Genomic DNA, 20,922 nt, shown 5'->3' with positions numbered 1-20,922 from the left:
GGCCCTTGTGTAACATGGCCTGCGGCCATCTTTACTTCCTGAACGAAATGTATCTTGCGCGATCTTTTTTTCAAAAAGGTGGTCCGAAATGGTGCGCGTCATAGGCCGGTTTATTCAGCGGCCCATGATTGAAAGTCAGGAAGTAGAGGTTTTTCGTGATGTTGATTTCAGTTCAGGCCCTACGGGCGTTCGCAGCGTGGGTCGTGGTGTGTCATCACTTCATGCAGATTTTTTTCGATTTCAAGGCCAGCGGCCCGGTAGGGCAGTTCTTTGTGTCAAAGGGCGCGGTCGGCGTCGATATCTTCTTCGTCATCAGCGGTCTGGTGATCTTTTTGTCTACGCAGAACAGCGACATGCCGGCACGGCGCTTCATTCTGCATCGCCTGATTCGCATCGTTCCGGCCTATTGGCTATACACCGCCGCCATGGCGTTGTTGCTGCTGATGGCAGCGCCGATGCTCCCGCACCAAGTCATCGGCTGGCAGAATTTTCTCTTGTCACTGGTGTTCATTCCTTCCGAAAACCCCGGTGGTTACGGTCTCTACCCGACGCTCAACGTTGGCTGGACGCTGAACTACGAGATGTTCTTCTACCTGCTGTTTTCGATGGTATTCCTCTTCAAGCAGCGCCACCGGCCGTTGATCATTGCCGCAGCGCTGTTTGCGGTCAGTGAGGTTCTGGCTCGCGCCGGGCTGATCAGCCGCTTCTACGGCAACGACATCATTTACGAATTCCTGCTGGGGATCGGTATCGGCATCCTCTATCGCAGGGGCTTGATCAAACAGGCGCTATGGCTGCCGCTGGCAGGCATTGCGGTGGGGCTGTATGCAATTAATAACCTGACCAACGAGCAGCGCCTGCTCAACTGGGGCCTGCCGAGTGCCTTGATCGTGTTGTCGTGCATCTCGCTGGAACCGTATTTCCAAGGCAATCGCCTGCTCAAGGTGCTGGGTGACTGCTCGTATTCGGTGTACCTGCTGCACGTTCTGGTGCTGTACGGTGGCTTGCTGATGGCGCAGCGCTTTGGTCTCAATCCCTATGTGGTCTTCGCCTTCTGCGTGCCGATCATCGCCATCGGTGCCTGGGTCAGTTATGAGTGGGTCGAGAAGGGCCTCTACCGCCGGATGAAAGCCTGGCTGGATGCGCGCAGGGCGGTCAGTCAGGCGCAAGCATTAACCTGACAAAAATACTGGGACTTTGTGTGAAGCGGCCGATTGGCGTAAACTGCACGCACGTCTGCGAGGAATTTTCATGACCGCTATCACTATTACCGATGCCGCCCACGATTATCTGGCCGATCTGCTGGAAAAGCAGAATACCCCGGGCATAGGCATCCGCGTATTTATCACCCAGCCCGGCACTCAGTACGCCGAAACCTGCATTGCCTACTGCAAGCCGGGTGAAGAGAAACCGGAAGACAAAGCCATCGGCCTGAAGAGCTTCACGGCCTGGATCGACGGCTTCAGCGAGGCCTTTCTGGACGATGCAGTGGTCGACTACGCCACCGACCGGATGGGCGGCCAGCTGACCATCAAGGCACCGAACGCCAAAGTGCCGATGGTTAATGCCGACAGCCCGATCAACGAGCGCATCAATTACTACCTGCAAACCGAGATCAATCCTGGCCTCGCTAGCCATGGCGGTCAGGTCACGCTGATCGATGTGGTCGAGGAAGAGGCGAAGAACATCGCCGTCCTGCAGTTCGGTGGCGGTTGCCAGGGCTGTGGTCAGGCAGATGTCACGCTGAAGGAAGGTATCGAGCGCACGCTGCTTGAGCGTATTCCCGAGTTGTCGGGCGTTCGCGATGTTACCGACCATACGCAGAAAGAAAACGCCTACTACTAAGCGTCTCTTCGCTGCACAGAAATTGCTGCACGAAAACGCCCTGACTGTTCAGGGCGTTTTCATGTGCGGCGGTTGACGAGCGTCAGTCCAGCTCCACCAGTATCGCGCCTTCGTTGACCATCTCGCCCTCGTGGCAGTAAAGCGCGGTAATCACCCCGGCGCTGGCGGCGCGGATGCTGTGTTCCATCTTCATGGCTTCAAGCACCACCAGTTGTGCGCCAGGCTCGACAGCCTGCCCCACTTCAACCAGTACCCGTACGATGCTGCCGTTCATCGGTGCTGTCAGGCCTCCATGCTGACCTTCACCGACGTCTACCTGGGCGATGGCGTCCAGGCGCGTGACGGTATGCACCTCGCCTTGCCATTCGAGATACAGCGTACTGCCGCGTCGTATCGCCAGGTGTCGTTGGCGCACACCGTTGTGCTCGACCTGCAGATGCTCGCCACTCAGAGTGAATAACGAGGCGCTGCTGTGGCGCAGGCAGGTGTTGCGGATCTGACCGTTGCAGCTCAGTCGCACATCCGTCTGCGCAGGCAGACCGGCGCGAAAGCCGCTGCTGACTGCCCAGGGCGAATATGGATCGGCTTGATCGATGCGTGCCGGTTCGCTCTGGCTGAAGGCCTCGGCGGCGGCCTGCCAGAATGTCTCGTCCGGCTCGTCGGTTTGCGGCAGCAACTGCGCCTGATAGCGTGGAATGAAGCCGGTATCAAGCTGCGCGGCGGCGAACGCTGGATGCGCGATGATTCTGCGCAGGAAGGCCAGGTTGGTCCTCACTCCGCCCACGGCAAATTCATCGAGCATGGCCAGCAGGCGCAGACGGGCCTGCTCGCGGTCTTCACCCCAGGCAATCAGCTTGCCGAGCATCGGGTCGTAGAAGGGCGAAATGCTGTCGCCCTCGGCAACGCCGCTGTCCACCCGCCTGCCGGGGCCGGGCGCAGGCTCTCTGTAGAGCTCCAGCGTGCCGGTGGCCGGGAGAAAGTCGTTGGCCGGGTCTTCGGCGTACAGACGGACTTCGATGGCATGGCCGGTCAGGGGCACCTGCTCCTGGGTGATGGGCAGCGATTCGCCTCTGGCGACACGGATCTGCCATTCCACCAGGTCCAGCCCGGTGATGTACTCGGTGACCGGGTGCTCTACCTGCAGACGGGTATTCATTTCCATGAAGAAAAACTCGCCGCGTGCGTCCAGCAGGAACTCCACCGTACCCGCACCCACGTAGCCGATGGCCTGTGCGGCTTTCACCGCGGCTTCGCCCATGGCTTTGCGCAATGAAGCCGTCAGGACGGGCGCCGGTGCTTCCTCGACGACCTTCTGGTGTCGGCGCTGAATGGAGCAATCGCGCTCATTGAGGTACAGGCAGTGGCCATGCCGGTCGGCAAACACCTGGATTTCGACGTGGCGCGGGGTGAGCACGTATTTCTCCACCAGCATTCTCGCGTCGCCGAACGAGGACAGCGCCTCGCGTTGCGCTGAAGCTAGCGCTTCGGCCAGCTCGCCAGTGTGCTCGACCACTTTCATGCCTTTGCCGCCGCCGCCCGCGGTGGCTTTCAACAGCACCGGGTAGCCGATGCGCTCGGCCGCGGCACGGAACGTCTCGATGTCCTGTGCTTCACCGTGATAGCCAGGCACCAAAGGCACGCCTGCCTGCTCCATCAAGGCCTTGGCGGCGGATTTGCTGCCCATGGCATCGATGGCCGAGGCGGGTGGACCGAGGAAAATCAGCCCGGCGTTTTCGATGGCACGCGCAAAATCGGCATTTTCAGACAGAAATCCGTAGCCGGGATGGATCGCGTGCGCGCCACTCGCCCTGGCGGCTTCGATAAGCCTGTCGATCGCCAGATAACTGTCTGCGGCCTTGCTGCCGCCAAGATCCACACGGAGATCGGCCTCGCGGCTATGGCGTGCGTCACGGTCGATGGCGCTGTGCACGGCGACCGTGGTAAGGCCCATGTTTTTCGCCGTGCGCATGATGCGGCAGGCAATCTCGCCGCGGTTGGCAATCAACAGCGTGGTCAGCTCGGGCGTGCTCATGATTGCGAGTCCTTCTGCGGTTCGTGCCCGGCTGCCGAGACTGTTGTAACGGGATCGCCAGGTGGCTGATCCTTGACGGGCTGCCAGCCGGGCGTGCGTTTCTGCAGAAAGGCGCGCAGGCCTTCCTGCCCTTCGGCACTGGTACGGATGCGCGCGATGGCGCTTTCGCAGTAGCGGCGTAGCGAAGGGGTCAGCTCGCCGTTGCCGACCTCGCGCAACAGTTCCTTGCTGACGCGCATGGCTTGCGGGCTGTTGAGCAGCAGGTTGTCGACCCAGTGCTGCGTTTGGTCTTGCAGCTCTGCAGCGGGGTAGCACTCGGCGACCAGACCGATCTGCTGCGCCCGCTGGCCATCGAAGCGCTCGGCCGTCAGGGTGTAGCGTCGCGTGGCGCGTTCGCCGATGGCCTTTACCACGAATGGGCTGATGACCGCTGGCGCCAGGCCGATGCGCACTTCTGACAGGCAGAACTGCGCATCCGCCGCTGCAATGGCCATGTCACAGCAACTGATCAGGCCCAACGCGCCGCCGAATGCTGCGCCCTGTACCACAGCGAGCGTCGGGATTTTCAGCCTGGCGAGGCCGTACATCAGCTCCGCCAGTTCGCGGGCGTCGTCCAGATTGGTGTTGTAATCCAGGTCTGCTGCCTGCTGCATCCACGCCAGGTCGGCACCGGCACTGAAATGCCGGCCACGGCCACGCAGCAGCAGAAAGCGCAGGCTGGCATCGCCTTGTACCTGGTCCAGCGCGATAATCAGCTCGCGGATCATCTGCGCGTTGAAGGCGTTGTTCTTGTCCGGTCGATTCAGCCACAGCGTGGCAAAGCCACGTGGGTCGTTGATCAGCTCTATGGTTGCGAATGAGGTCGAAGTCATGATCATTTCCCGGCTCACATTCGGAACAGGCCGAAGGTGGTAGGTTCGATGGGCGCGTTGAGCGAGGCGGAGAGGGCAAGCGCGAGAATTTCGCGGGTTTGTGCCGGGTCGATGACCCCGTCGTCCCACAGGCGGGCGCTGGAGTAGTAAGGATGGCCCTGATGCTCGTACTGATCGAGAATCGGCTGTTTCAGTTCGGCCTGCTGTTCGGCGCTGAACGCCTGACCAGCACGTTCGGCCTGTTCGCACTTGACCTGCACCAGCACGCCGGCTGCCTGTTCGCCGCCCATCACGCCGATCCGCGCGTTGGGCCACATCCATAGAAAGCGCGGATCATAAGCGCGGCCACACATACCGTAATTCCCCGCGCCAAAACTACCGCCGATAATCACCGTGAATTTTGGCACCTTGGCGCAGGCCACGGCGGTCACCAGCTTGGCACCATGCTTGGCGATGCCGCCCGCTTCATACTTCTGGCCGACCATGAAGCCGGTGATGTTCTGCAGGAACAGCAGGGGGACGCCTCTCTGGCAGGCCAGCTCGATGAAGTGCGCGCCTTTCTGTGCCGCTTCGGCGAACAGGATGCCATTGTTGGCGAGGATCGCGATCGGGTAGCCATGCAGACGCGCGAAGCCACAGACCAGCGTGGTGCCGAACAGGGCCTTGAATTCGTCGAGTACCGAGCCATCCACCAGCCGCGCGATGACTTCCCTCACGTCGAATGGCTGTTTCGTGTCGGCGGGGATGATGCCGTACAGGTCATCGCCGGGGTACAGCGGTGCAATGGGCGCGACGGTGTTCAGTTGGCCCTGCTTGCGCCAGTTAAGATTGGCGATGCTGCGGCGCGCCAGTGCAAGCGCGTGATCGTCATTGTCTGCGTAGTGATCGGCCACGCCGGACGTGCGACAGTGCACATCGGCACCGCCCAGTTCTTCGGCGCTGACCACTTCGCCGGTTGCTGCCTTGACCAGCGGCGGGCCGGCCAGAAAGATCGTGGCCTGCTGGCGCACCATGATCGCCTCGTCGGCCATGGCAGGTACGTATGCGCCACCTGCGGTACAGGAGCCCATGACCACCGCTATCTGGGCGATTCCTTGCGCGCTCATGTTGGCCTGGTTGAAGAAGATCCGCCCGAAGTGTTCGCGGTCCGGAAACACTTCATCCTGACGCGGCAGGTTGGCGCCGCCGGAATCCACCAGATAGATGCATGGCAGGCGGTTCTGCTGGGCGATTGTCTGCGCGCGCAAATGCTTCTTTACGGTCAGCGGGTAATAGGAGCCGCCTTTGACCGTGGCATCGTTGGCGATGATCATGCATTCGACGCCCTCGACCCGGCCGATTCCGGCGATCACACCAGCGGCAGGTACCTCTTCGCCGTATACCTCATGCGCAGCCAGTTGGCCGATTTCCAGAAACGGTGAACCGGTGTCCAGCAAACGGTTGATACGCTCGCGCGGCAGCAACTTGCCGCGTGAGGTGTGGCGCTCCTGGGCTTTGCGGCCGCCCCCTTGCTGGACGTTGCTCAACAGCGAACGCAGTGCTTCGACCTGCTTGAGAAGGGCGTCGCGATTGAGGATAAATTCAGGCGATCGGGTGTTGATTCGGGTTTGCAGAATGGTCATGGTGGCTCCCCAATCAACGGGTTTCGTTGAACAGTTCGCGACCGATGAGCATGCGCCGGATTTCACTGGTGCCTGCACCGATCTCGTAGAGTTTGGCATCGCGCAATAGTCGGCCCGCCGGGAACTCGTTGATGTAGCCATTGCCGCCCAGAATCTGGATGGCCTCCAGCGCCATCTGCGTGGCGCGCTCGGCGCTGTACAGGATCACCCCTGCAGCGTCCTTGCGAGTGGTCTCGCCGCGGTCACAGGCCTGGGCGACCGCGTACAGGTAGGCCCGGCTGGCATTGAGCTGGGTGTACATGTCTGCGACCTTGCCCTGAATCAGCTGAAACTCGCCGATACTCTGGCCGAACTGCTTGCGGTCGTGAATGTAGGGCACCACCACGTCCATGCACGCCTGCATGATCCCGGTCGGTCCGCCAGAGAGCACGACGCGCTCGTAATCGAGGCCGCTCATCAGCACTCTGACCCCGCCATCAAGCACGCCCAGCAGGTTCTCCTCGGGCACCTCGACATCATCGAAAAACAGTTCGCAGGTGTTAGAGCCGCGCATGCCCAGCTTGTCGAACTTGCTGCCCCGCGAGAAGCCTTTCCAGTCGCGTTCGACGATAAACGCACTGATGCCGTGGGCTGCCTTTTCCAGATCGGTCTTGGCGTAGATCACGTAGGTGTCGGCATCCGGCCCGTTGGTGATCCATGTCTTGCTGCCGTTGAGCACATAATGATCACCGCGCTTGTCGGCGCGCAGTTTCATCGACACCACGTCCGAGCCTGCATTGGGTTCGCTCATGGCCAGCGCGCCAACGTGTTCGCCGCTGATCAGCCTGGGCAGGTAACGGGCCTTTTGTGCCGGGCTGCCATTGCGGTTGATCTGGTTAACGCAGAGGTTGGAATGCGCACCATAGGACAGCGCCACCGATGCCGATCCACGGCTTATTTCTTCCATGGCTACGACGTGCGCCAGATAACCCAGGCCCGCGCCACCGTATTCTTCGCTGACAGTAATCCCCAGTACGCCCATTTCACCGAACTTGCGCCACATGTCGGCGGGGAACAGGTTGTCCTTGTCGATCTGCGCTGCGCGCGGGGCAAGCTCTGCGGCGACGAAGGACTGCAACTGATCGCGCAGCATGTCGATGGTTTCGCCCAGGGCGAAGTTCAGGCTGGGGTAACTCATGGGGCATTCCTTTTTTGTTCTTGAGTGGCGCTTTGTTCTTGGATGGCGCGTCTTTCTGGAAGCGGCTATAGCGTCTATCAGCTATGACCTTTACGTTAACGTAAACCTGTAGGGTTTTGCTGTCAACGCCGATGCCTATGCCGATGCCGACGAAGAGCGATGAGCCTGTATTTTTCAGTCATGAGAGGAGAGGGCGGAACGCCGGAAAGCACGAAGGGGAGCCTGGGCTCCCCTTCAAGTTATGTTGCTATGCTCTTTTTTGTTGTTCGGGAGGCCTGTTGTTGTTTTTGGCGACCTGACCCTTCACATCTTTTTTGAGCGATCCACATGCGGGATCAAGAGCAAACGTATTTTTTTGAGCGCTGATGACACTTTCATCGTAGTGATCCAACCAGTTCGGCAGCTGCCTCAGGGCAGTTTTATTGTTCTCTGTCTGGCTGCGAACGACTTGCGAAGCAAGCGATTCAGAAAAGCTATCCACTTCAAAAAAATCTGTTAGCTACGCCTCTGTCCGTGTTGTTCTTGTTATGTCAGAGCCGGTACGTATTGTTTTTATTAGGTTGCTGCGTGTTTTTATTTTTGTTGTACAAGGGATATAGCAGGACCCGTGCCAGGTTTTCAAAACCCCTGTAATACCGGGGGATGACCTTGTTTTTCCGGCATCTGGCCGTTTTATTCAGCGGCCGAGTGTTTCCGTGTTACCCGTTTGTCTCTGCTCGACGCGGGGCACAGTAACACTCTGTGGCAAGTTGTCGCACCCTGTTACCGACAGGTGACAGTGCTACGCAGGCAGTCTGGCCTTGGCCACGCGAGAGCCATTGCTGCGTTGCAGCACGTCGCAGATGCGCTGGCCCGCCGCGATGACCTGGTCCAGATCGACCCCGGTTTCTATACCCAGCCCCTGCAACATGTACAGCACGTCTTCAGTGGCAACATTGCCGCTGGCCCCCTTGGCGTAAGGGCAGCCACCGAGGCCGGCCACGGAGCTGTCGAACACCTGGATGCCTTCCTCCAGGCTTGCATAGATGTTTACCAGCGCCTGGCCATAGGTGTCGTGGAAGTGGCCGGCCAGCTTGCCGCGCGGTATCTGTGCAGCCACGGCATTGAGCAGCGCCCGTGTGGCGCCCGGCGTACCGGTTCCGATGGTGTCACCCAAGGAAATTTCATAGCAGCCCATCGCGTGCAGTTGGTTGGCGACCGTCGCGACCTGTTCGGGCGAAACGCTGCCCTCGTAAGGGCAGCCCAACACGCACGACACATACCCTCGAACCCGCACGCCATGCATCCGTGCTGCTTCCATGACAGGCGCGAAGCGTTCCAGGCTTTCGCCGATCGAGCAGTTGAGGTTGCGTTGCGAGAACCCTTCGGTCGCCGCTGCGAACACCGCGACTTCTCTGACCCCGGCAGCCAATGCGTCTTCGAAGCCGCGCAGATTCGGCGCCAGAGCCGAATAGATAACGCCTTCACGGCGCTGGATCCGTTCGAACACCTGCGCGGAGCCCGCCATCTGCGGCACCCATTTGGCCGAGACAAAGCTGCCGACTTCGATGTGGCTCAGCCCGGCTGCCGTCAGGTCATCCACCAGGCGCACCTTGGCGTCGACACTGATGGGTTGCGCTTCATTCTGCAGGCCGTCACGCGGGCCGACTTCGACGAGATTCACCTTTTGCGGGAGGGACATGGCGGCGCCTTTGTGGTGAGTGCGAATGGGTCAGAGTGGGGCAGCAGCGGTCTTATCGAGTGCGGCTCGGCAGCGCTCTTCGGCGGTGTCCAGCTCCAGCTGCATCTGGCGTATGTCCAGCAACTGCTGTTCCAATTGATCACGGCGTTCGGCGATCTTGCCCAGCATGGTCTGCAACTGCTTCTGATTGCCGCCGGCAGGGTCATACAACGAGATCAGTTCCTTGCACTCTGCCAGGGAAAAACCGATGCGTTTGCCTCGCAGGATCAGTTTCAGGGTGACCTTGTCACGCGCCGTATAGATACGTTCCAGGCCCTTGCGTTCAGGGCTGAGCATGCCTTGCTCTTCGTAAAAGCGTATGGCGCGGGTGGTGATGTCCAGCTCGCGGGCGAGTTCGGAAATGCTGTAGGTGTGACTGCTCATGGCGTAGCTCGGCGAGGGTTGCAGCCGCAAAGCTAAGGGCTGCTTTACGTTTACGTCAAGCAGCAGTGGCGATGCCCGAGCTTGAGCGGTCGCCAACCTTTGCTTCGAAACAACATTAAGTTAATAACTTAACTTATTAATAATCAATAAGTTGAGTTAAATATTTCATGCATTTTCGAGGTTTTGTTCCTGCGCCACAACCCGCTGTGAAAGTTCGATGATCTGTTCGCGCATCCAGCGGTTGGCCGGGTCCTGGTCGGTGCTTTCATGCCAGTACAGGTGGGTCTCGACCGACGGAACGTCGCTGACTGGCAGGTAGACATAGTGCAAGTCATTACGACGGGCGAAGCGTTCGGGCACGGTCATGACCATGTCGGTTTGCTGCAGCACCTGGGTTGCCATCATGTAGTGTTGCGAGCGCAACGCGATCCTGCGCTGGATGCCCATCTTGCCGAGCGCCAGATCCACATGGCCCAACCCGCTGCGGCGGCTTGAGATATGGATATGTGACTGGCTCAGGTAATCGTCTAGGGTCAGCGCGGCCTTGTTCGCCAATGGATGCCCCTTGCGCATGCCACACACATAGCGGTCCTCCATCAGCTTCACGTGGCGCACCTGCGGGTCAGTGTTGAGCGGTGCGTCCACAGCGAAGTCTAGGCGTCCTGCGGCCAGTTCCTTGGTGGTTTCCCGGCGCTTGGACAGAAAGCTTTCGATGGTCACTGCAGGTGCCAGACGCCGCAGTCGCTGGAACAGCGCCGGCAGAATCACTGCCTCGGTCAGGTCGGTCATGCTGATGCGGTAATTCTTGTTGGCCTGCAGCGGGTTGAAGATGCGACTTTCCTGCACCGATACCCTGAGCAACGAAAGCGCGTTGCGCACCGGGCCGATGATGTTTTGCGCCATCGGTGTCGGCACCATGCCCTGTGCCGTGCGCACGAACAGCGGGTCGTTGAAGGTCTCGCGCAGCCGCGCCAGTGCGTTGGAGACCGCAGGCTGGGTAATGCCGACAATCTGTCCGGCGCGGGTCAGGTTGGCTTCGGTGTAGATGGCGTCGAAGACAATGAAAAGGTTGAGATCGACCTTGTTCAGGTTCATTGATGGGGCGCCTCGTGCCGTTATTGTGATTGATTGTTTAGAGGGGTGGTAATGCCGCAAGGGTGACGGATCATATATCGGTTATGAATGTTTATACACGCTGGGAATAGATTAGATAAATGTGCAGCGTTTCTCTAGCATCGCGTTCATGACTTCGACAACCTGATCGACACGGTGGCGACCCCATGGATTTTGCGTACTCCCCGAAGGTGCAGGCCCTGCGTGAACGCGTCACAGCGTTCATGGATGCCTACGTTTATCCGGCCGAGCCGGTTTTCGAGCGGCAAGTGGCCGAAGGGGATCGCTGGCAGCCCACGGCAATCGTGGAAGAGCTCAAGGCCCGGGCCAAGTCCGAAGGATTGTGGAATCTGTTTCTGCCCGACTCCGGACTGGGCGCCGGCCTGAGCAATCTGGAATATGCGCCGCTGGCGGAAATCATGGGTCGCTCATTGCTCGGTCCGGAGCCCTTCAATTGCTCGGCGCCTGACACTGGCAACATGGAGGTACTGGTCCGCTATGCCAGCGAGGAACAGAAAGCCCGCTGGCTCGAACCGCTGCTGCGTGGTGAGATTCGCTCTGCCTTTGCCATGACCGAGCCCGACGTAGCCTCGTCGGACGCCACCAATATGGCCGCGCGCGCCGAGCGTGACGGTGACCAGTGGGTCATCAACGGTCGCAAGTGGTGGACCTCCGGTGCCTGCGACCCGCGCTGCAAAATCCTTATATTCATGGGCCTGAGCAGTCCTGAGGGGCCGCGCCATCAGCAGCATTCGATGATTCTGGTACCGGTCGATACGCCCGGCGTGAAGATCGTGCGGCCACTGCCGGTGTTCGGCTATGACGATGCGCCCCATGGTCACGCCGAAGTGCTGTTCGAAAACGTCAGGGTCCCGTTCGAAAACGTGCTGCTCGGTGAGGGGCGGGGGTTTGAAATCGCACAGGGAAGGCTAGGGCCGGGACGCATTCACCACTGCATGCGCTCGATCGGCATGGCGGAGCGGGCGCTGGAGCTGATGTGCAGACGTTCCATTGACCGCGTCGCGTTCGGCAAGCCGTTGGCCAGGCTGGGCGGCAATATCGACCTGATCGCCGACTCCCGCATGGAAATCGACATGGCACGCCTGCTGACCCTGAAGGCGGCCTATATGATGGATACCGTGGGCAACAAGGTCGCCAGAAGCGAAATCGCGCAGATCAAGGTGGTCGCGCCCAATGTGGCGCTGAAGGTCATTGATCGGGCAATCCAGATGCACGGCGCCGCCGGGATTTCCAGTGATTTTCCGCTGGCTTACATGTACGCGATGCAGCGTACGTTGCGTCTGGCTGACGGCCCGGATGAAGTGCATCGCGCTGCCGTCGGCAAGTATGAGTTAGGCAAATATATGCCGGCAGGTACCACGCGCAGCAGCTCCTAGCTACCGGTCGATCACTGTACCCACACTTCAACTCGACGGTTCTTGATCCGGCCGTCGTCGATTTCATTGGTGGCCACCGGCATTTCGTCACCCAGGCCAACGATATCGCGGAACGTCACGCCGCTTTTCAGCAGTTCCCGGCGCACGGCCATGGCACGCAGCCTGGAGAGCAGGGCAGCACGCTCCGGGTCGCTCTTGGCGTCGCCGAAGCCGACCAGCGTTACGTGCTGATTCAGTTTGCCGCTGGTTTTCAGATAATCCGCGACCCGCTTGAGGTCCTGCTGCGCCTTGTTGTCCAGGCGCGCGCTGCCTTGGGCAAAGCGGAAGTTGACTGACAGGCGCTCGGCCTTGCGTGCCAGTGCCTGGTAATCGGCGGGCATCTGCGCGGTAGGCTGCACCTTGAGCACCTGCACCGTCTGCGCAACAAAGCCGCTTTGCGCGACGATAGCCTGGCCCTCGGCACTCTGCGCGAAGCGGACCAATGCTTGCGCCCAACGCTGAGGGGTGGATGTGGGCACATAAAAGTACAGCCGTCGCGACAACGGATAGTCTTCGGTGGCAATCAGGCTGACGGTCGGCAGCATGGGCCTGGAATCGCCGTCGGCGATGGCCACCGCCTTGGCGCGGCGTATGGAAGGCAGGCCAGTGAAGCCGATGCCATTGATGTCCTTGCTGACTTCGTCAGAGAGCTGTTCGCTGGACTCGAATCGCGCAGCGCTGCCGAGCAGGGTCTTGCCGCATTTGGTCAGTACCAGGTCCTTGAACGTCTCGTAGGTACCGGACTTTTCATCGCGCACATAGAGATGGATGGTGCCTGGGTTGCCACCGACCTCACTCCAGTTTCTGACTTCGCCACTGAAAATGCGTGCCAGTTGAAGGGTATCCAGCTGTCTCAGCGGATTGCCCGGATGCACGATCACCGCAACGCCGTCGATGGCAATGGTTTGCTCGCTGGCCGCGCTTTTCAGGTCCCCCAGACTGGTCAGGTCTTTGGCCTCTTGATCCTTGATCGGTCGAGAGGAGGCCGCGATATCTGCGTTACCTGCTTTCAGCGCGGTAAAACCGGTGCCTGAACCATGCGCAGCGATTTCGACACTGACAGGTTGTCCGGTGGCCGTAGTCCCAACGACGCGCTGTTCATTAAGAGTGTTGCCGGGAAGGATCTGTACCGACTGCAGACCTTGCTGGCGCATCAATCCTTCGACCAGCGCAGGCCCCAGTTGCGCATTGATGGTGTTGGAGCCTTGAATGCGCAAGGCCGGTATATCGCCGGCGGGCAACGGCAGCGCGGCTTGCGCGAAAGCGGGCAGGGTGGCGCTCGACAGAATGAACGCCGTAAGCAAAGCGCGCAGCATCGGCGTCACCATGAATCACGGGAGGGTGCCGGGAGAATAAGTCAGAGAGATTGCCGGAATATGACAATTTCAGGGGCTGTGCGTGTTTCAGCGCGACCCATCCTTGTTAAAGAAGGGGCGCGCAAGAGGGGCAAGTAGGGGGCAATCAGCTCAGTTCCAGCCAGATCGGCGCGTGGTCGGACGGCTTTTCCATTGCGCGCAAATCGTAATCCACACCCGCTTCCTTGATGCGTGGCTGCAAACCGGTAGAGGTCATGATCAGATCGATGCGCAGGCCGCGTTTGGGCTCGTCTTCAAAGCCACGGCTGCGATAGTCGAACCAGCTGAAGCGGTCAACGACCTCCGGGTACAGGTGACGAAAGCTGTCCACCAGGCCCCAGTTTTTCAAGCGCTCCATCCACTCCCGCTCTTCAGGCAGAAAGCTGCACTTGCCGGTTTTCAGCCAGCGTTTGGCGTTGTCGGCGCCGATGCCGATATCGCAGTCCTGCGGAGAAATATTCACGTCGCCCATGACGATCAGCGGCTGGTCGTTGCGAAATTGTCCCTCGAGCAGCGTTTGCAGGTTTTCGTAAAAGCGCTGTTTGGCGGGGAATTTGGTCGGGTGATCACGGCTCTCGCCCTGTGGAAAGTAGCCATTCATGATGGTCACCGGCTGGCCATTGCTGTCGGCGTAAGTGCCCCAGATGAAACGCTTCTGGGATTCTTCGTCGTCCCCCTCGAAGCCCTTGTGCAGGGCCAGCGGCGCATTGCGCGACAGCAGCGCGACACCGTAATGGCCTTTCTGGCCGTGGAAGTGAACGTGGTAGCCCAGCGCTTCGACTTCCGCCTGGGGGAATTGCTCGTCCGAAACCTTGGTTTCCTGAAGACCGATCACGTCAGGCTGATGTTTGTCGATCAGCGCCGCCAGCTGATGCGGTCGAGCGCGCAGACCATTGATGTTGAACGAGACGATTTTCATAAAACAGCGGTCCTGAGCAAAAACAAACAGCGATGCTAGCCGACCTGTGGTTTCAGGACCAGTGCCGCGTCGGAAGCGCAGGCCTTGGTGTGTCTGGATAAATCGTTGGAACTGTTATCAATGGCCATCACTCGAAAGCCTGCTTGCCAAAACCGCTGCGCCAGACGCAGTTCCGTTAACACGAGGCCCTTTATGTCCCTACCTGCTGCCATCACGGGTGAAATTCGCCAACTCGACAGTGGTTATTCCCGTGAAACCCGCTCCTTGCTGTTCAGGGCCTACCGCCACGATCCGACATTTGCCTATCTGTTCAACGCCGAGCGTGAGGGCTACGAGCAACGCGTGTTGGCGACCATTCGCCAATTGGTCAAACAACACTTTCTGCAAAACCAGCCCGCGCTGGGCCTGTTTCTGCAGGACCGCCTGGTCGGCGTAGCGCTGATCGCGCCGCCGCAGCGTCGTCTGGGTGTCACCGAAAGCTGGGCGTGGCGCTTGCGCATGGTGATGGACACAGGTCTGGGTTGCACCCAGCGTTATCTGGCGTATTACAACGCAGTTCTTGCCTGCGTACCGTCGGAAACCGTGCATGTGCTGCCGTTGATCGGCCTTGATCCGGAGTTTCAGGGGCAGAAGCTCGGTCAGGACCTGAGCGAGCAGCTGCTGGCCGCGTTGCACGACTGGTGCGCAGTGGATGAACACTCCCAGGGCATCGTGGTAGACACCGGCAATCCGCGTTATCTGGAGTTCTATAAGCGACAGGGCTACGAAGAGATCGGTGAAATTGCTGTAGGGCCTGTCCGAGAGCATGTATTTTTTCATCCCAACCCTCAGGTATCACTGCCGGTCCCTGACGTAATGGCCTGAATATCCGACAATTCGTGGGCTTCCAGTGCAGCCTGTCGATCGTGGTAGCATCTACGCCCATGAAGCTCTTCAGACTATTCAGCAGCGTGTTCCTGATGACCATGAGTGCGGCCGCGCTTGCCCAGGCCCGCCTAGATGTCAGGATCAAGCCTGCCAATCCGCAACTCAAGGCCAACGTCGAAGGGTATGTCGGTGATCTGGGCGAGCGTGATGTCCAGGCATTGCGCAACTTCAGCCTTGGCGCCGAGCAGCAGGCGGAAAAAGCCGCTCAGGCGCTGGGTTATTACCAGGCGCAGATCGACAGTGAAATCAAGGATGGAGAGCAGCCCAGCCTGGTGATCAATATCCAGCCGGGCGAACCCATTCATCTGCGCAACGTGGTGATTCGGGTCGAAGGGCCGGCGGCAGCGATGAAGGCCTTTCGTGTGCCCAGCAGCGACGCCCTGAAAACCGGCGCGGTGTTGAATCACGGCAATTATGAAGACGCCAAGCGCCTGATCCAGAATCAGGCCTCGCGCTACGGATTTTTCAGTGGCCACTTCACCAGCCAGCGTCTGGCCATCGATCCGCGGGCCGGTGTGGCCGATATCGAACTGGTTTATGACAGCGGACCGCGCTACACGCTCGGCAAGGTCATGTTCAGTGGCGACGCGCCATTTGATGACGATCTGCTCAAACGCATGGTGCCGTTCAAGGAAAACACGCCTTACGACTCCCAACTGATTGCCGAACTGACCCAAGCTATGCAGGGCAGCGGCTATTTCGAGGGCGTACGGGTCGATGCGGCGCCCACCGCAGCGCAAAACCAGGTCATTCCGGTGACCGTCCAGCTCGAAACCCGCAAACCTCGCACCATGGGGTTGGGGCTGGGCTATTCGACCGACGTCGGCCCGCGAGGCAAAGCCAACTGGACCCGGCACTGGGCCAACCCGCAGGGCCACAGCTATGGCTTCGAATCCGAGATCTCCGCGCCACGGCAAAATGTCGGTCTGTGGTACGACGTGCCCCTCGACCCGCCGCTGACCGACAAATTGCGCTACGCCGGCGGGTATCAGTATGAAGAGATCGCCGGAACCGACAGCCTCAGCAAGTTGCTGACTGCCGGGCCTGAATGGCACAGCAAGCTGCCCAGCGGTTGGGAGCGGGTCATATCCCTGAAGTGGCAGCGTGAAGAATACCGCCTGGGCGACGACGCCGGCCTCAGCACGTTGCTGATGCCCGGTATCAGTTACTCGTACCTGCGCAGTGACAACCGTATCGACCCGCACCAGGGTTACCGCCTGCAATTCGACACGCAGGTGGCCAAGGAGGGCATGTTGTCTGACGCCAACCTAGTGCATGCCAATGTGCTGCTCAAAGGGCTGACGACCGTCGCGCAAAATCACCGCTTTCTCGGTCGTGTGCAGTTTGGCGGCAACCTCACCGACGGTTACACCTCGATACCACCATCGCTGCGCTTTTTTGCCGGCGGTGATCAAAGCGTGCGCGGCTATGACTATCAGAAGCTGTCACCGACCAATTCCGACGGCGACCGCATCGGTGGGCGATACATGTTTGCCGGCAGCGTCGAATACCAATATTCCATTGCTGATAAATGGCGCCTGGCGACCTTCATCGATCAGGGCAACTCGTTCAACAGCCTGGACAAGCCAGACCTGAAAACCGGGGTTGGTTTCGGCGTGCGCTGGGTATCTCCAGTGGGCCCTCTGCGTCTCGATCTGGCCCACGCGCTGGACGATGAAGGCGGAATCCGTCTGCACTTTTCGATGGGGCCGGAGCTTTGAACAAGGCGAACATCACCCGCGGCGCCAAGATCGTCGGGCTGGGACTTGTTGCATTACTGCTGCTGGTGGTCATCAGTGTCGCGCTGCTACTGGGCACTCATACGGGCAGTCAGTGGGCCTTGGCTCGGGTGCCCGGTGTACAACTGGAAAGCTTTCAGGGACGACTGGGTAGCCAGTGGAGCGCCGAGCGTTTGGTATGGCAGCAGGGCGCAGATCGCGTCGAGGTTCAATCCGTCGATTTCGCCTGGACGCCTGCCTGTCTGTTGAAGATGACGCTGTGCATCGACCGTCTGCATGCGCAGCAGGTGCTGATGCACTTCCCGCCGAGCGATACGCCCGCCAGCGACGGCCCGATCCAGTTACCGACGCTCAGGCTGCCGCTGGCGCTGCAACTGGGTGATATACAGGTAGGCGGTGTGCAGTTGGATGGCGTCGAACAATTGCGCGATCTCAAGCTGGCAGCGCACTGGACCGCAGAAGGCTTGAAGATCGACAGTGCGCACCTGCAACGTGATGCGCTGGTGCTGGACCTCAGTGGCCTGCTGAAACCCGAGGGCGACTGGCCACTCAGCGTTCAAGGTCAACTGCAACTTCCGCCACAGGATGGCCAGCCCTGGACGCTGGCGCTGGATATTCAGGGCGACCTGCTGAAGACGCTGCAGCTCAAGGCGGACAGCAGCGGTTATCTGCCGGGTTTGCTGACCGGCGAGTTGCAGCCCCTGGCCGAGCACCTTCCGGCACGCATCAAGCTGACTGCCGAGCACTTCAAACCCAGCGCTGCATTGCCTGATACGGTGCAGCTGGAGCAGTTACTGCTGACGGCCGAGGGCAATCTTGACTCGGGCTATCTGATAGATGGCAGCGCCAGCCTGCCCGCAGAAAAAGGCCCGGTTGCGTTGTCATTGAAAGGAAATGTGGATGCCAACGGCGCAACCATCGCCGCACTCGATCTGGCCGCCGATGATCAGCAGCGTCTGGCCATCAACGGCAAGATGAACTGGCAGAGCGGTTTTTCTGCGGATGCAAGCATCGACTGGCTGGATTTCCCCTGGCAACGCCTGTATCCACTGGCGGCAGAGCCTCAGGTGGCATTGCATGCCTTCAAGGGTGATATTTCCTATACCGATGGCAATTACCTCGGCAATTTCAACGCCAGCCTCAAAGGGCCTGCCGGTGCATTCACCCTGGTCAGCCCGTTCAGCGGCAACCTGCAGGAGATTCATCTGCCGCAACTGGAACTGGTCGCCGGGCAGGGCAAGGCCAGTGGTTTCCTGAACCTGCAATTCGCTGACGGCATCGGCTGGGATACGGCTCTGGACCTGAGTGCGCTGGACCCTTCATTCTGGGTTGCCGAACTGCCCGGCACTCTGGCAGGCCCGTTGCGCAGCAAAGGTCAGATGCGCAACGAGCAGCTTGAACTCAGCGCCGATCTCGATTTGAAAGGGCGCCTGCGTGGTCAGCCGGCGCTGCTGCAAGCCAAGGCTGACGGCCGTGATCAGCAATGGAATGTCAGCAGCCTGAGCATCCGCCTCGGGGACAACCGTATTCAAGGTACGGGTAGTCTGCAGGAGCGTCTCAAGGGTCAGTTGGACCTGGATCTGCCGCGTCTGGCCCAGCTATGGCCACGCTTGCAGGGGCAAGTCAAAGGCCGGCTGGATCTGGCCGGAACGCTGCAGGCGCCTCAGGGGCAATTGGCCTTGCAGGGCAGCCAGCTCGCCTTGCAAGACAATCGTCTGCAAACCCTGACGCTCAACGCCAGACTGGATCAGGCGCAGCGCGCGGACATCAGCCTCAAAGGTGCCGGTATTCAGGCTGGCGATACCCAGTTGGGCACCTTGCTGGTGGACGGTCAGGGTACGCTCAAAAACCAGCAACTGAAACTGGACCTGCAAGGACCATTGCTCAAGCTGGCCATCGGCCTTGACGGTGGTCTGGACAAGGGTGATTGGCGAGGCCGACTGGCCAGCGGTACGGTGCAAAGCGGCGGGCAGAACTGGCGTTTGCAGCAGCCGGCGAAGATCGAGCGTCTGGCCGATGGCCGCCTCAACTTCGGTGCGCATTGTTGGTTGTCCGGGGCCGCCAGCCTGTGTGGCGGTGATCAGCGCCTGATGCCGGAACCCCATCTGCGTTATCAGCTCAAGAATTTCCCACTGGACAGCCTGGCGCAATGGATGCCCCAGGATTTTGCCTGGAAGGGCGCGCTGAATGCAGATGTGCAGCTCGACATCCCGGCAGCCGGCCCCAGCGGCAAGGTCACGATCGACGCCGGAGGTGGGACGCTGCGGGTCCGCAACAACAATCAGTGGCTGGACTTCCCTTATCAGACGCTGAAACTGGCCACCACGCTGGCGCCCAAGCGCATCGACACGCGTCTGGACTTCGACGGCGGCAAGCTGGGAAGGCTGCTGCTCAACGCGCAGATCGACCCGCTGGCCAAGGACAAAACCCTGGCAGGTGACTTCAACCTCTCGGGGCTGGATATCTCGGTGGCACGTCCTTTCGCGCCGATGGTGCAGAAACTCAATGGACGTCTGAATGGCAATGGCCGGTTGTCAGGCACGTTGCTGGCGCCACTGGTCAACGGCAACGTGACGCTGGAAGGCGGTGAAGTGGCGGGCGCAGAGCTGCCCATGGAACTGCACGACCTCAAGGTCCAGGCGTTGATTGCCGGAGAAAGCGTACAGCTCAACGGCGGTTGGAAAAGTGGCAGCACCGGGCAGGGCAGCCTGGGTGGTCAGGTGGCTTGGGGGCAGAGCCTGAACGTCGATGTGAGCCTCAAGGGCTCGCGCCTGCCGATCAATGTCGAACCCTATGCGGCGGTAGAGGCTGCGCCTGACCTGAAAATCTCCATGCAGGGAGAGCGACTGGCCATCTCCGGCAAGGTGCTGGTGCCCAAGGGCGCGATTACGATACGCGAGTTGCCGCCTTCTACTGTGAAGCTCTCCGGCGACACGGTGATCGTTGGACAGCAGACCGAGCAGGGCGCTCCGCCGCTGGCTGTGGCGATGGACATCGATGTGGACGTCGGCCAGGAAAAGCTCAGCTTCAGCGGGTTCGGGCTCACCGCCAATCTAGTCGGGCATGTGCACATCGGTGACAACCTGGACACCCGTGGCGAACTGAACCTGAACGATGGTCGTTATCGTGCCTACGGGCAGCGGCTGACCATTCGCAAGGCGCGCTTGCTGTTTGCCGGCCCGGTCGACCAGCCTTATCTGGACATTGAAGCGATTCGGCAGACCGACGACGTGATTGCCGGTATCCGTCTGACCGGCAGTGCCGAGCAGCCTACCACCGAGGTGTTCTCCGAACCTGCGATGAGCCAGGAGCAGGCGCTCTCCTATCTGGTCATGGGCAGACCGCTCAGTACTTCCGGCGAAGACAACAACATGGTTGCTCAGGCCGCGCTGGCGCTGGGTGTAGCAGGCAGCTCGTCGACCACCGGCAAGCTCGCGGATAATCTGGGTATCAAGGACTTCGAGCTGGACACCTCGGGAACCGGCGACAAGACCAACGTGGTTGCCAGCGGCAAGATCACCGACAAGCTCAGCCTGCGCTATGGCGTAGGCGTGTTTGAACCGGCCAATACCATCGCCTTGCGCTATCTGCTCAGCAAGCGTGTGTACCTGGAGGCCGCGAGCGGTGTTGCCAGCTCACTGGATATTTTTTATAAAAGGGACTTCTAAGCGAGGGCCGGCGGCGGTAATGGCATGGTCTGGCGTCCAGCCGCCTGGTCTTTCCCGGACGTCCCTCTTGCACCTGCAAGTCCCTTCACACCTCATCTACCTTCAGGTTGCCG

The 20,922-nt window shown here is 60.1% G+C and carries 16 protein-coding genes; 7 read left to right on the top strand and 9 right to left on the bottom strand.

The window, feature by feature from the left end; translation table 11 throughout:
- Positions 1 to 158 precede the first annotated feature (158 nt).
- Entirely contained in the window at positions 159 to 1,181 is a 1,023-nt protein-coding gene (locus JOE34_RS19420) for an acyltransferase (RefSeq protein WP_032661608.1), read from the top strand.
- Between the two features lie 70 nt (positions 1,182 to 1,251).
- Positions 1,252 to 1,845, top strand: coding sequence for a Fe-S biogenesis protein NfuA (gene nfuA / locus JOE34_RS19415; protein WP_002553665.1), 594 nt, complete (start codon positions 1,252 to 1,254; stop codon positions 1,843 to 1,845).
- An 82-nt stretch (positions 1,846 to 1,927) separates the two neighbouring features.
- On the opposite strand, the gene JOE34_RS19410 is transcribed toward nfuA, so the two are convergent.
- The 4 genes from JOE34_RS19410 to JOE34_RS19395 are packed head-to-tail and all read right to left on the bottom strand — an operon-like array spanning position 1,928 to position 7,548.
- Positions 1,928 to 3,877, bottom strand: a complete 1,950-nt coding sequence (locus tag JOE34_RS19410; RefSeq protein WP_046265926.1) for an acetyl/propionyl/methylcrotonyl-CoA carboxylase subunit alpha — start codon at positions 3,875 to 3,877, stop codon at positions 1,928 to 1,930.
- Positions 3,874 to 4,749, bottom strand: a complete 876-nt coding sequence (locus tag JOE34_RS19405; RefSeq protein ID WP_024649200.1) for a gamma-carboxygeranoyl-CoA hydratase — start codon at positions 4,747 to 4,749, stop codon at positions 3,874 to 3,876. Before JOE34_RS19405 ends, JOE34_RS19410 begins: the two co-directional genes overlap by 4 nt.
- Positions 4,750 to 4,763: 14 nt before the next feature.
- Positions 4,764 to 6,371: a carboxyl transferase domain-containing protein gene (locus JOE34_RS19400; RefSeq protein ID WP_046265927.1), complete on the bottom strand. Its 1,608-nt coding sequence runs from the start codon at positions 6,369 to 6,371 to the stop codon at positions 4,764 to 4,766.
- Positions 6,372 to 6,384: 13 nt separating this feature from the next.
- Entirely contained in the window at positions 6,385 to 7,548 is a 1,164-nt protein-coding gene (locus JOE34_RS19395; RefSeq protein WP_010411635.1) for an isovaleryl-CoA dehydrogenase, read from the bottom strand.
- Positions 7,549 to 7,789: 241 nt separating this feature from the next.
- Between JOE34_RS19395 and JOE34_RS19390 the strand changes: the two genes are divergently transcribed.
- Entirely contained in the window at positions 7,790 to 8,047 is a 258-nt protein-coding gene (locus JOE34_RS19390; RefSeq protein ID WP_003420732.1) for a hypothetical protein, read from the top strand.
- Between the two features lie 282 nt (positions 8,048 to 8,329).
- Here the strand turns inward: JOE34_RS19390 and JOE34_RS19385 are convergent, their stop codons facing one another.
- From JOE34_RS19385 to JOE34_RS19375, 3 genes are all read right to left on the bottom strand, one after another.
- Positions 8,330 to 9,229, bottom strand: coding sequence for a hydroxymethylglutaryl-CoA lyase (locus JOE34_RS19385; RefSeq protein WP_046265928.1), 900 nt, complete (start codon positions 9,227 to 9,229; stop codon positions 8,330 to 8,332).
- 30 nt (positions 9,230 to 9,259) lie between these two features.
- Positions 9,260 to 9,652, bottom strand: a complete 393-nt coding sequence (locus JOE34_RS19380) for a MerR family DNA-binding transcriptional regulator (RefSeq protein WP_003410292.1) — start codon at positions 9,650 to 9,652, stop codon at positions 9,260 to 9,262.
- A gap of 165 nt (positions 9,653 to 9,817) precedes the next feature.
- Complete coding sequence (locus JOE34_RS19375) at positions 9,818 to 10,747, bottom strand: LysR family transcriptional regulator (RefSeq protein WP_003345430.1); 930 nt, start codon at positions 10,745 to 10,747, stop codon at positions 9,818 to 9,820.
- 185 nt (positions 10,748 to 10,932) lie between these two features.
- On the opposite strand from JOE34_RS19375, the gene JOE34_RS19370 reads away from it, so the two are divergent.
- Positions 10,933 to 12,162 carry an acyl-CoA dehydrogenase gene (locus tag JOE34_RS19370; protein ID WP_003410294.1) on the top strand — a complete coding sequence of 410 codons (1,230 nt, stop codon included), beginning with the start codon at positions 10,933 to 10,935 and terminating at the stop codon, positions 12,160 to 12,162.
- An 11-nt stretch (positions 12,163 to 12,173) separates the two neighbouring features.
- Here JOE34_RS19370 and JOE34_RS19365 read toward each other — a convergent pair whose 3' ends face one another.
- Together JOE34_RS19365 and xthA are read right to left on the bottom strand one after the other, a co-directional pair.
- Positions 12,174 to 13,517 (bottom strand): phosphate ABC transporter substrate-binding/OmpA family protein, encoded by a 1,344-nt coding sequence (locus JOE34_RS19365; RefSeq protein WP_046265929.1) that lies wholly within the window; start codon positions 13,515 to 13,517, stop codon positions 12,174 to 12,176.
- Positions 13,518 to 13,662: 145 nt separating this feature from the next.
- On the bottom strand, positions 13,663 to 14,475 hold the full coding sequence (gene xthA / locus JOE34_RS19360; RefSeq protein ID WP_003420722.1) for an exodeoxyribonuclease III: 813 nt from the start codon (positions 14,473 to 14,475) through the stop codon (positions 13,663 to 13,665).
- A gap of 192 nt (positions 14,476 to 14,667) precedes the next feature.
- Here xthA and JOE34_RS19355 point away from each other — a divergent pair, with 192 nt between their 5' ends.
- Genes JOE34_RS19355 through JOE34_RS19345 form a run of 3 tightly spaced genes read left to right on the top strand, consistent with a single transcriptional unit; the run spans position 14,668 to position 20,809 of the window.
- Positions 14,668 to 15,339 (top strand): GNAT family N-acetyltransferase, encoded by a 672-nt coding sequence (locus JOE34_RS19355; RefSeq protein ID WP_003345438.1) that lies wholly within the window; start codon positions 14,668 to 14,670, stop codon positions 15,337 to 15,339.
- A 59-nt stretch (positions 15,340 to 15,398) separates the two neighbouring features.
- Complete coding sequence (locus JOE34_RS19350) at positions 15,399 to 17,123, top strand: autotransporter assembly complex family protein (RefSeq protein WP_024662061.1); 1,725 nt, start codon at positions 15,399 to 15,401, stop codon at positions 17,121 to 17,123.
- Entirely contained in the window at positions 17,120 to 20,809 is a 3,690-nt protein-coding gene (locus JOE34_RS19345; RefSeq protein WP_046265930.1) for a translocation/assembly module TamB domain-containing protein, read from the top strand. Before JOE34_RS19350 ends, JOE34_RS19345 begins: the two co-directional genes overlap by 4 nt.
- The last annotated feature ends 113 nt before the right edge of the window (positions 20,810 to 20,922 follow it).

It is taken from the genome of Pseudomonas sp. PvP028 (genome assembly GCF_017832255.1).
GTDB lineage: Bacteria > Pseudomonadota > Gammaproteobacteria > Pseudomonadales > Pseudomonadaceae > Aquipseudomonas > Aquipseudomonas syringae.
This window is presented reverse-complemented; position numbering and strand designations above follow the sequence as displayed.

Excerpts from the sequence above, each read along its gene's own strand:
- JOE34_RS19420 (WP_032661608.1), top strand. The coding sequence starts at position 159 with ATGTTGATTTCAGTTCAGGCCCTACGGGCGTTCGCAGCGTGGGTCGTG.
- JOE34_RS19405 (WP_024649200.1), bottom strand. The coding sequence starts at position 4,749 with ATGACTTCGACCTCATTCGCAACCATAGAGCTGATCAACGACCCACGT.
- JOE34_RS19365 (WP_046265929.1), bottom strand. The coding sequence starts at position 13,517 with ATGCTGCGCGCTTTGCTTACGGCGTTCATTCTGTCGAGCGCCACCCTG.
- JOE34_RS19395 (WP_010411635.1), bottom strand. The coding sequence starts at position 7,548 with ATGAGTTACCCCAGCCTGAACTTCGCCCTGGGCGAAACCATCGACATG.
- JOE34_RS19375 (WP_003345430.1), bottom strand. The coding sequence starts at position 10,747 with ATGAACCTGAACAAGGTCGATCTCAACCTTTTCATTGTCTTCGACGCC.
- JOE34_RS19350 (WP_024662061.1), top strand. The coding sequence starts at position 15,399 with ATGAAGCTCTTCAGACTATTCAGCAGCGTGTTCCTGATGACCATGAGT.
- JOE34_RS19370 (WP_003410294.1), top strand. The coding sequence starts at position 10,933 with ATGGATTTTGCGTACTCCCCGAAGGTGCAGGCCCTGCGTGAACGCGTC.
- nfuA (WP_002553665.1), top strand. The coding sequence starts at position 1,252 with ATGACCGCTATCACTATTACCGATGCCGCCCACGATTATCTGGCCGAT.
- JOE34_RS19410 (WP_046265926.1), bottom strand. The coding sequence starts at position 3,877 with ATGAGCACGCCCGAGCTGACCACGCTGTTGATTGCCAACCGCGGCGAG.
- JOE34_RS19390 (WP_003420732.1), top strand. The coding sequence starts at position 7,790 with ATGTTGCTATGCTCTTTTTTGTTGTTCGGGAGGCCTGTTGTTGTTTTT.
- xthA (WP_003420722.1), bottom strand. The coding sequence starts at position 14,475 with ATGAAAATCGTCTCGTTCAACATCAATGGTCTGCGCGCTCGACCGCAT.
- JOE34_RS19355 (WP_003345438.1), top strand. The coding sequence starts at position 14,668 with ATGTCCCTACCTGCTGCCATCACGGGTGAAATTCGCCAACTCGACAGT.
- JOE34_RS19400 (WP_046265927.1), bottom strand. The coding sequence starts at position 6,371 with ATGACCATTCTGCAAACCCGAATCAACACCCGATCGCCTGAATTTATC.
- JOE34_RS19380 (WP_003410292.1), bottom strand. The coding sequence starts at position 9,652 with ATGAGCAGTCACACCTACAGCATTTCCGAACTCGCCCGCGAGCTGGAC.
- JOE34_RS19385 (WP_046265928.1), bottom strand. The coding sequence starts at position 9,229 with ATGTCCCTCCCGCAAAAGGTGAATCTCGTCGAAGTCGGCCCGCGTGAC.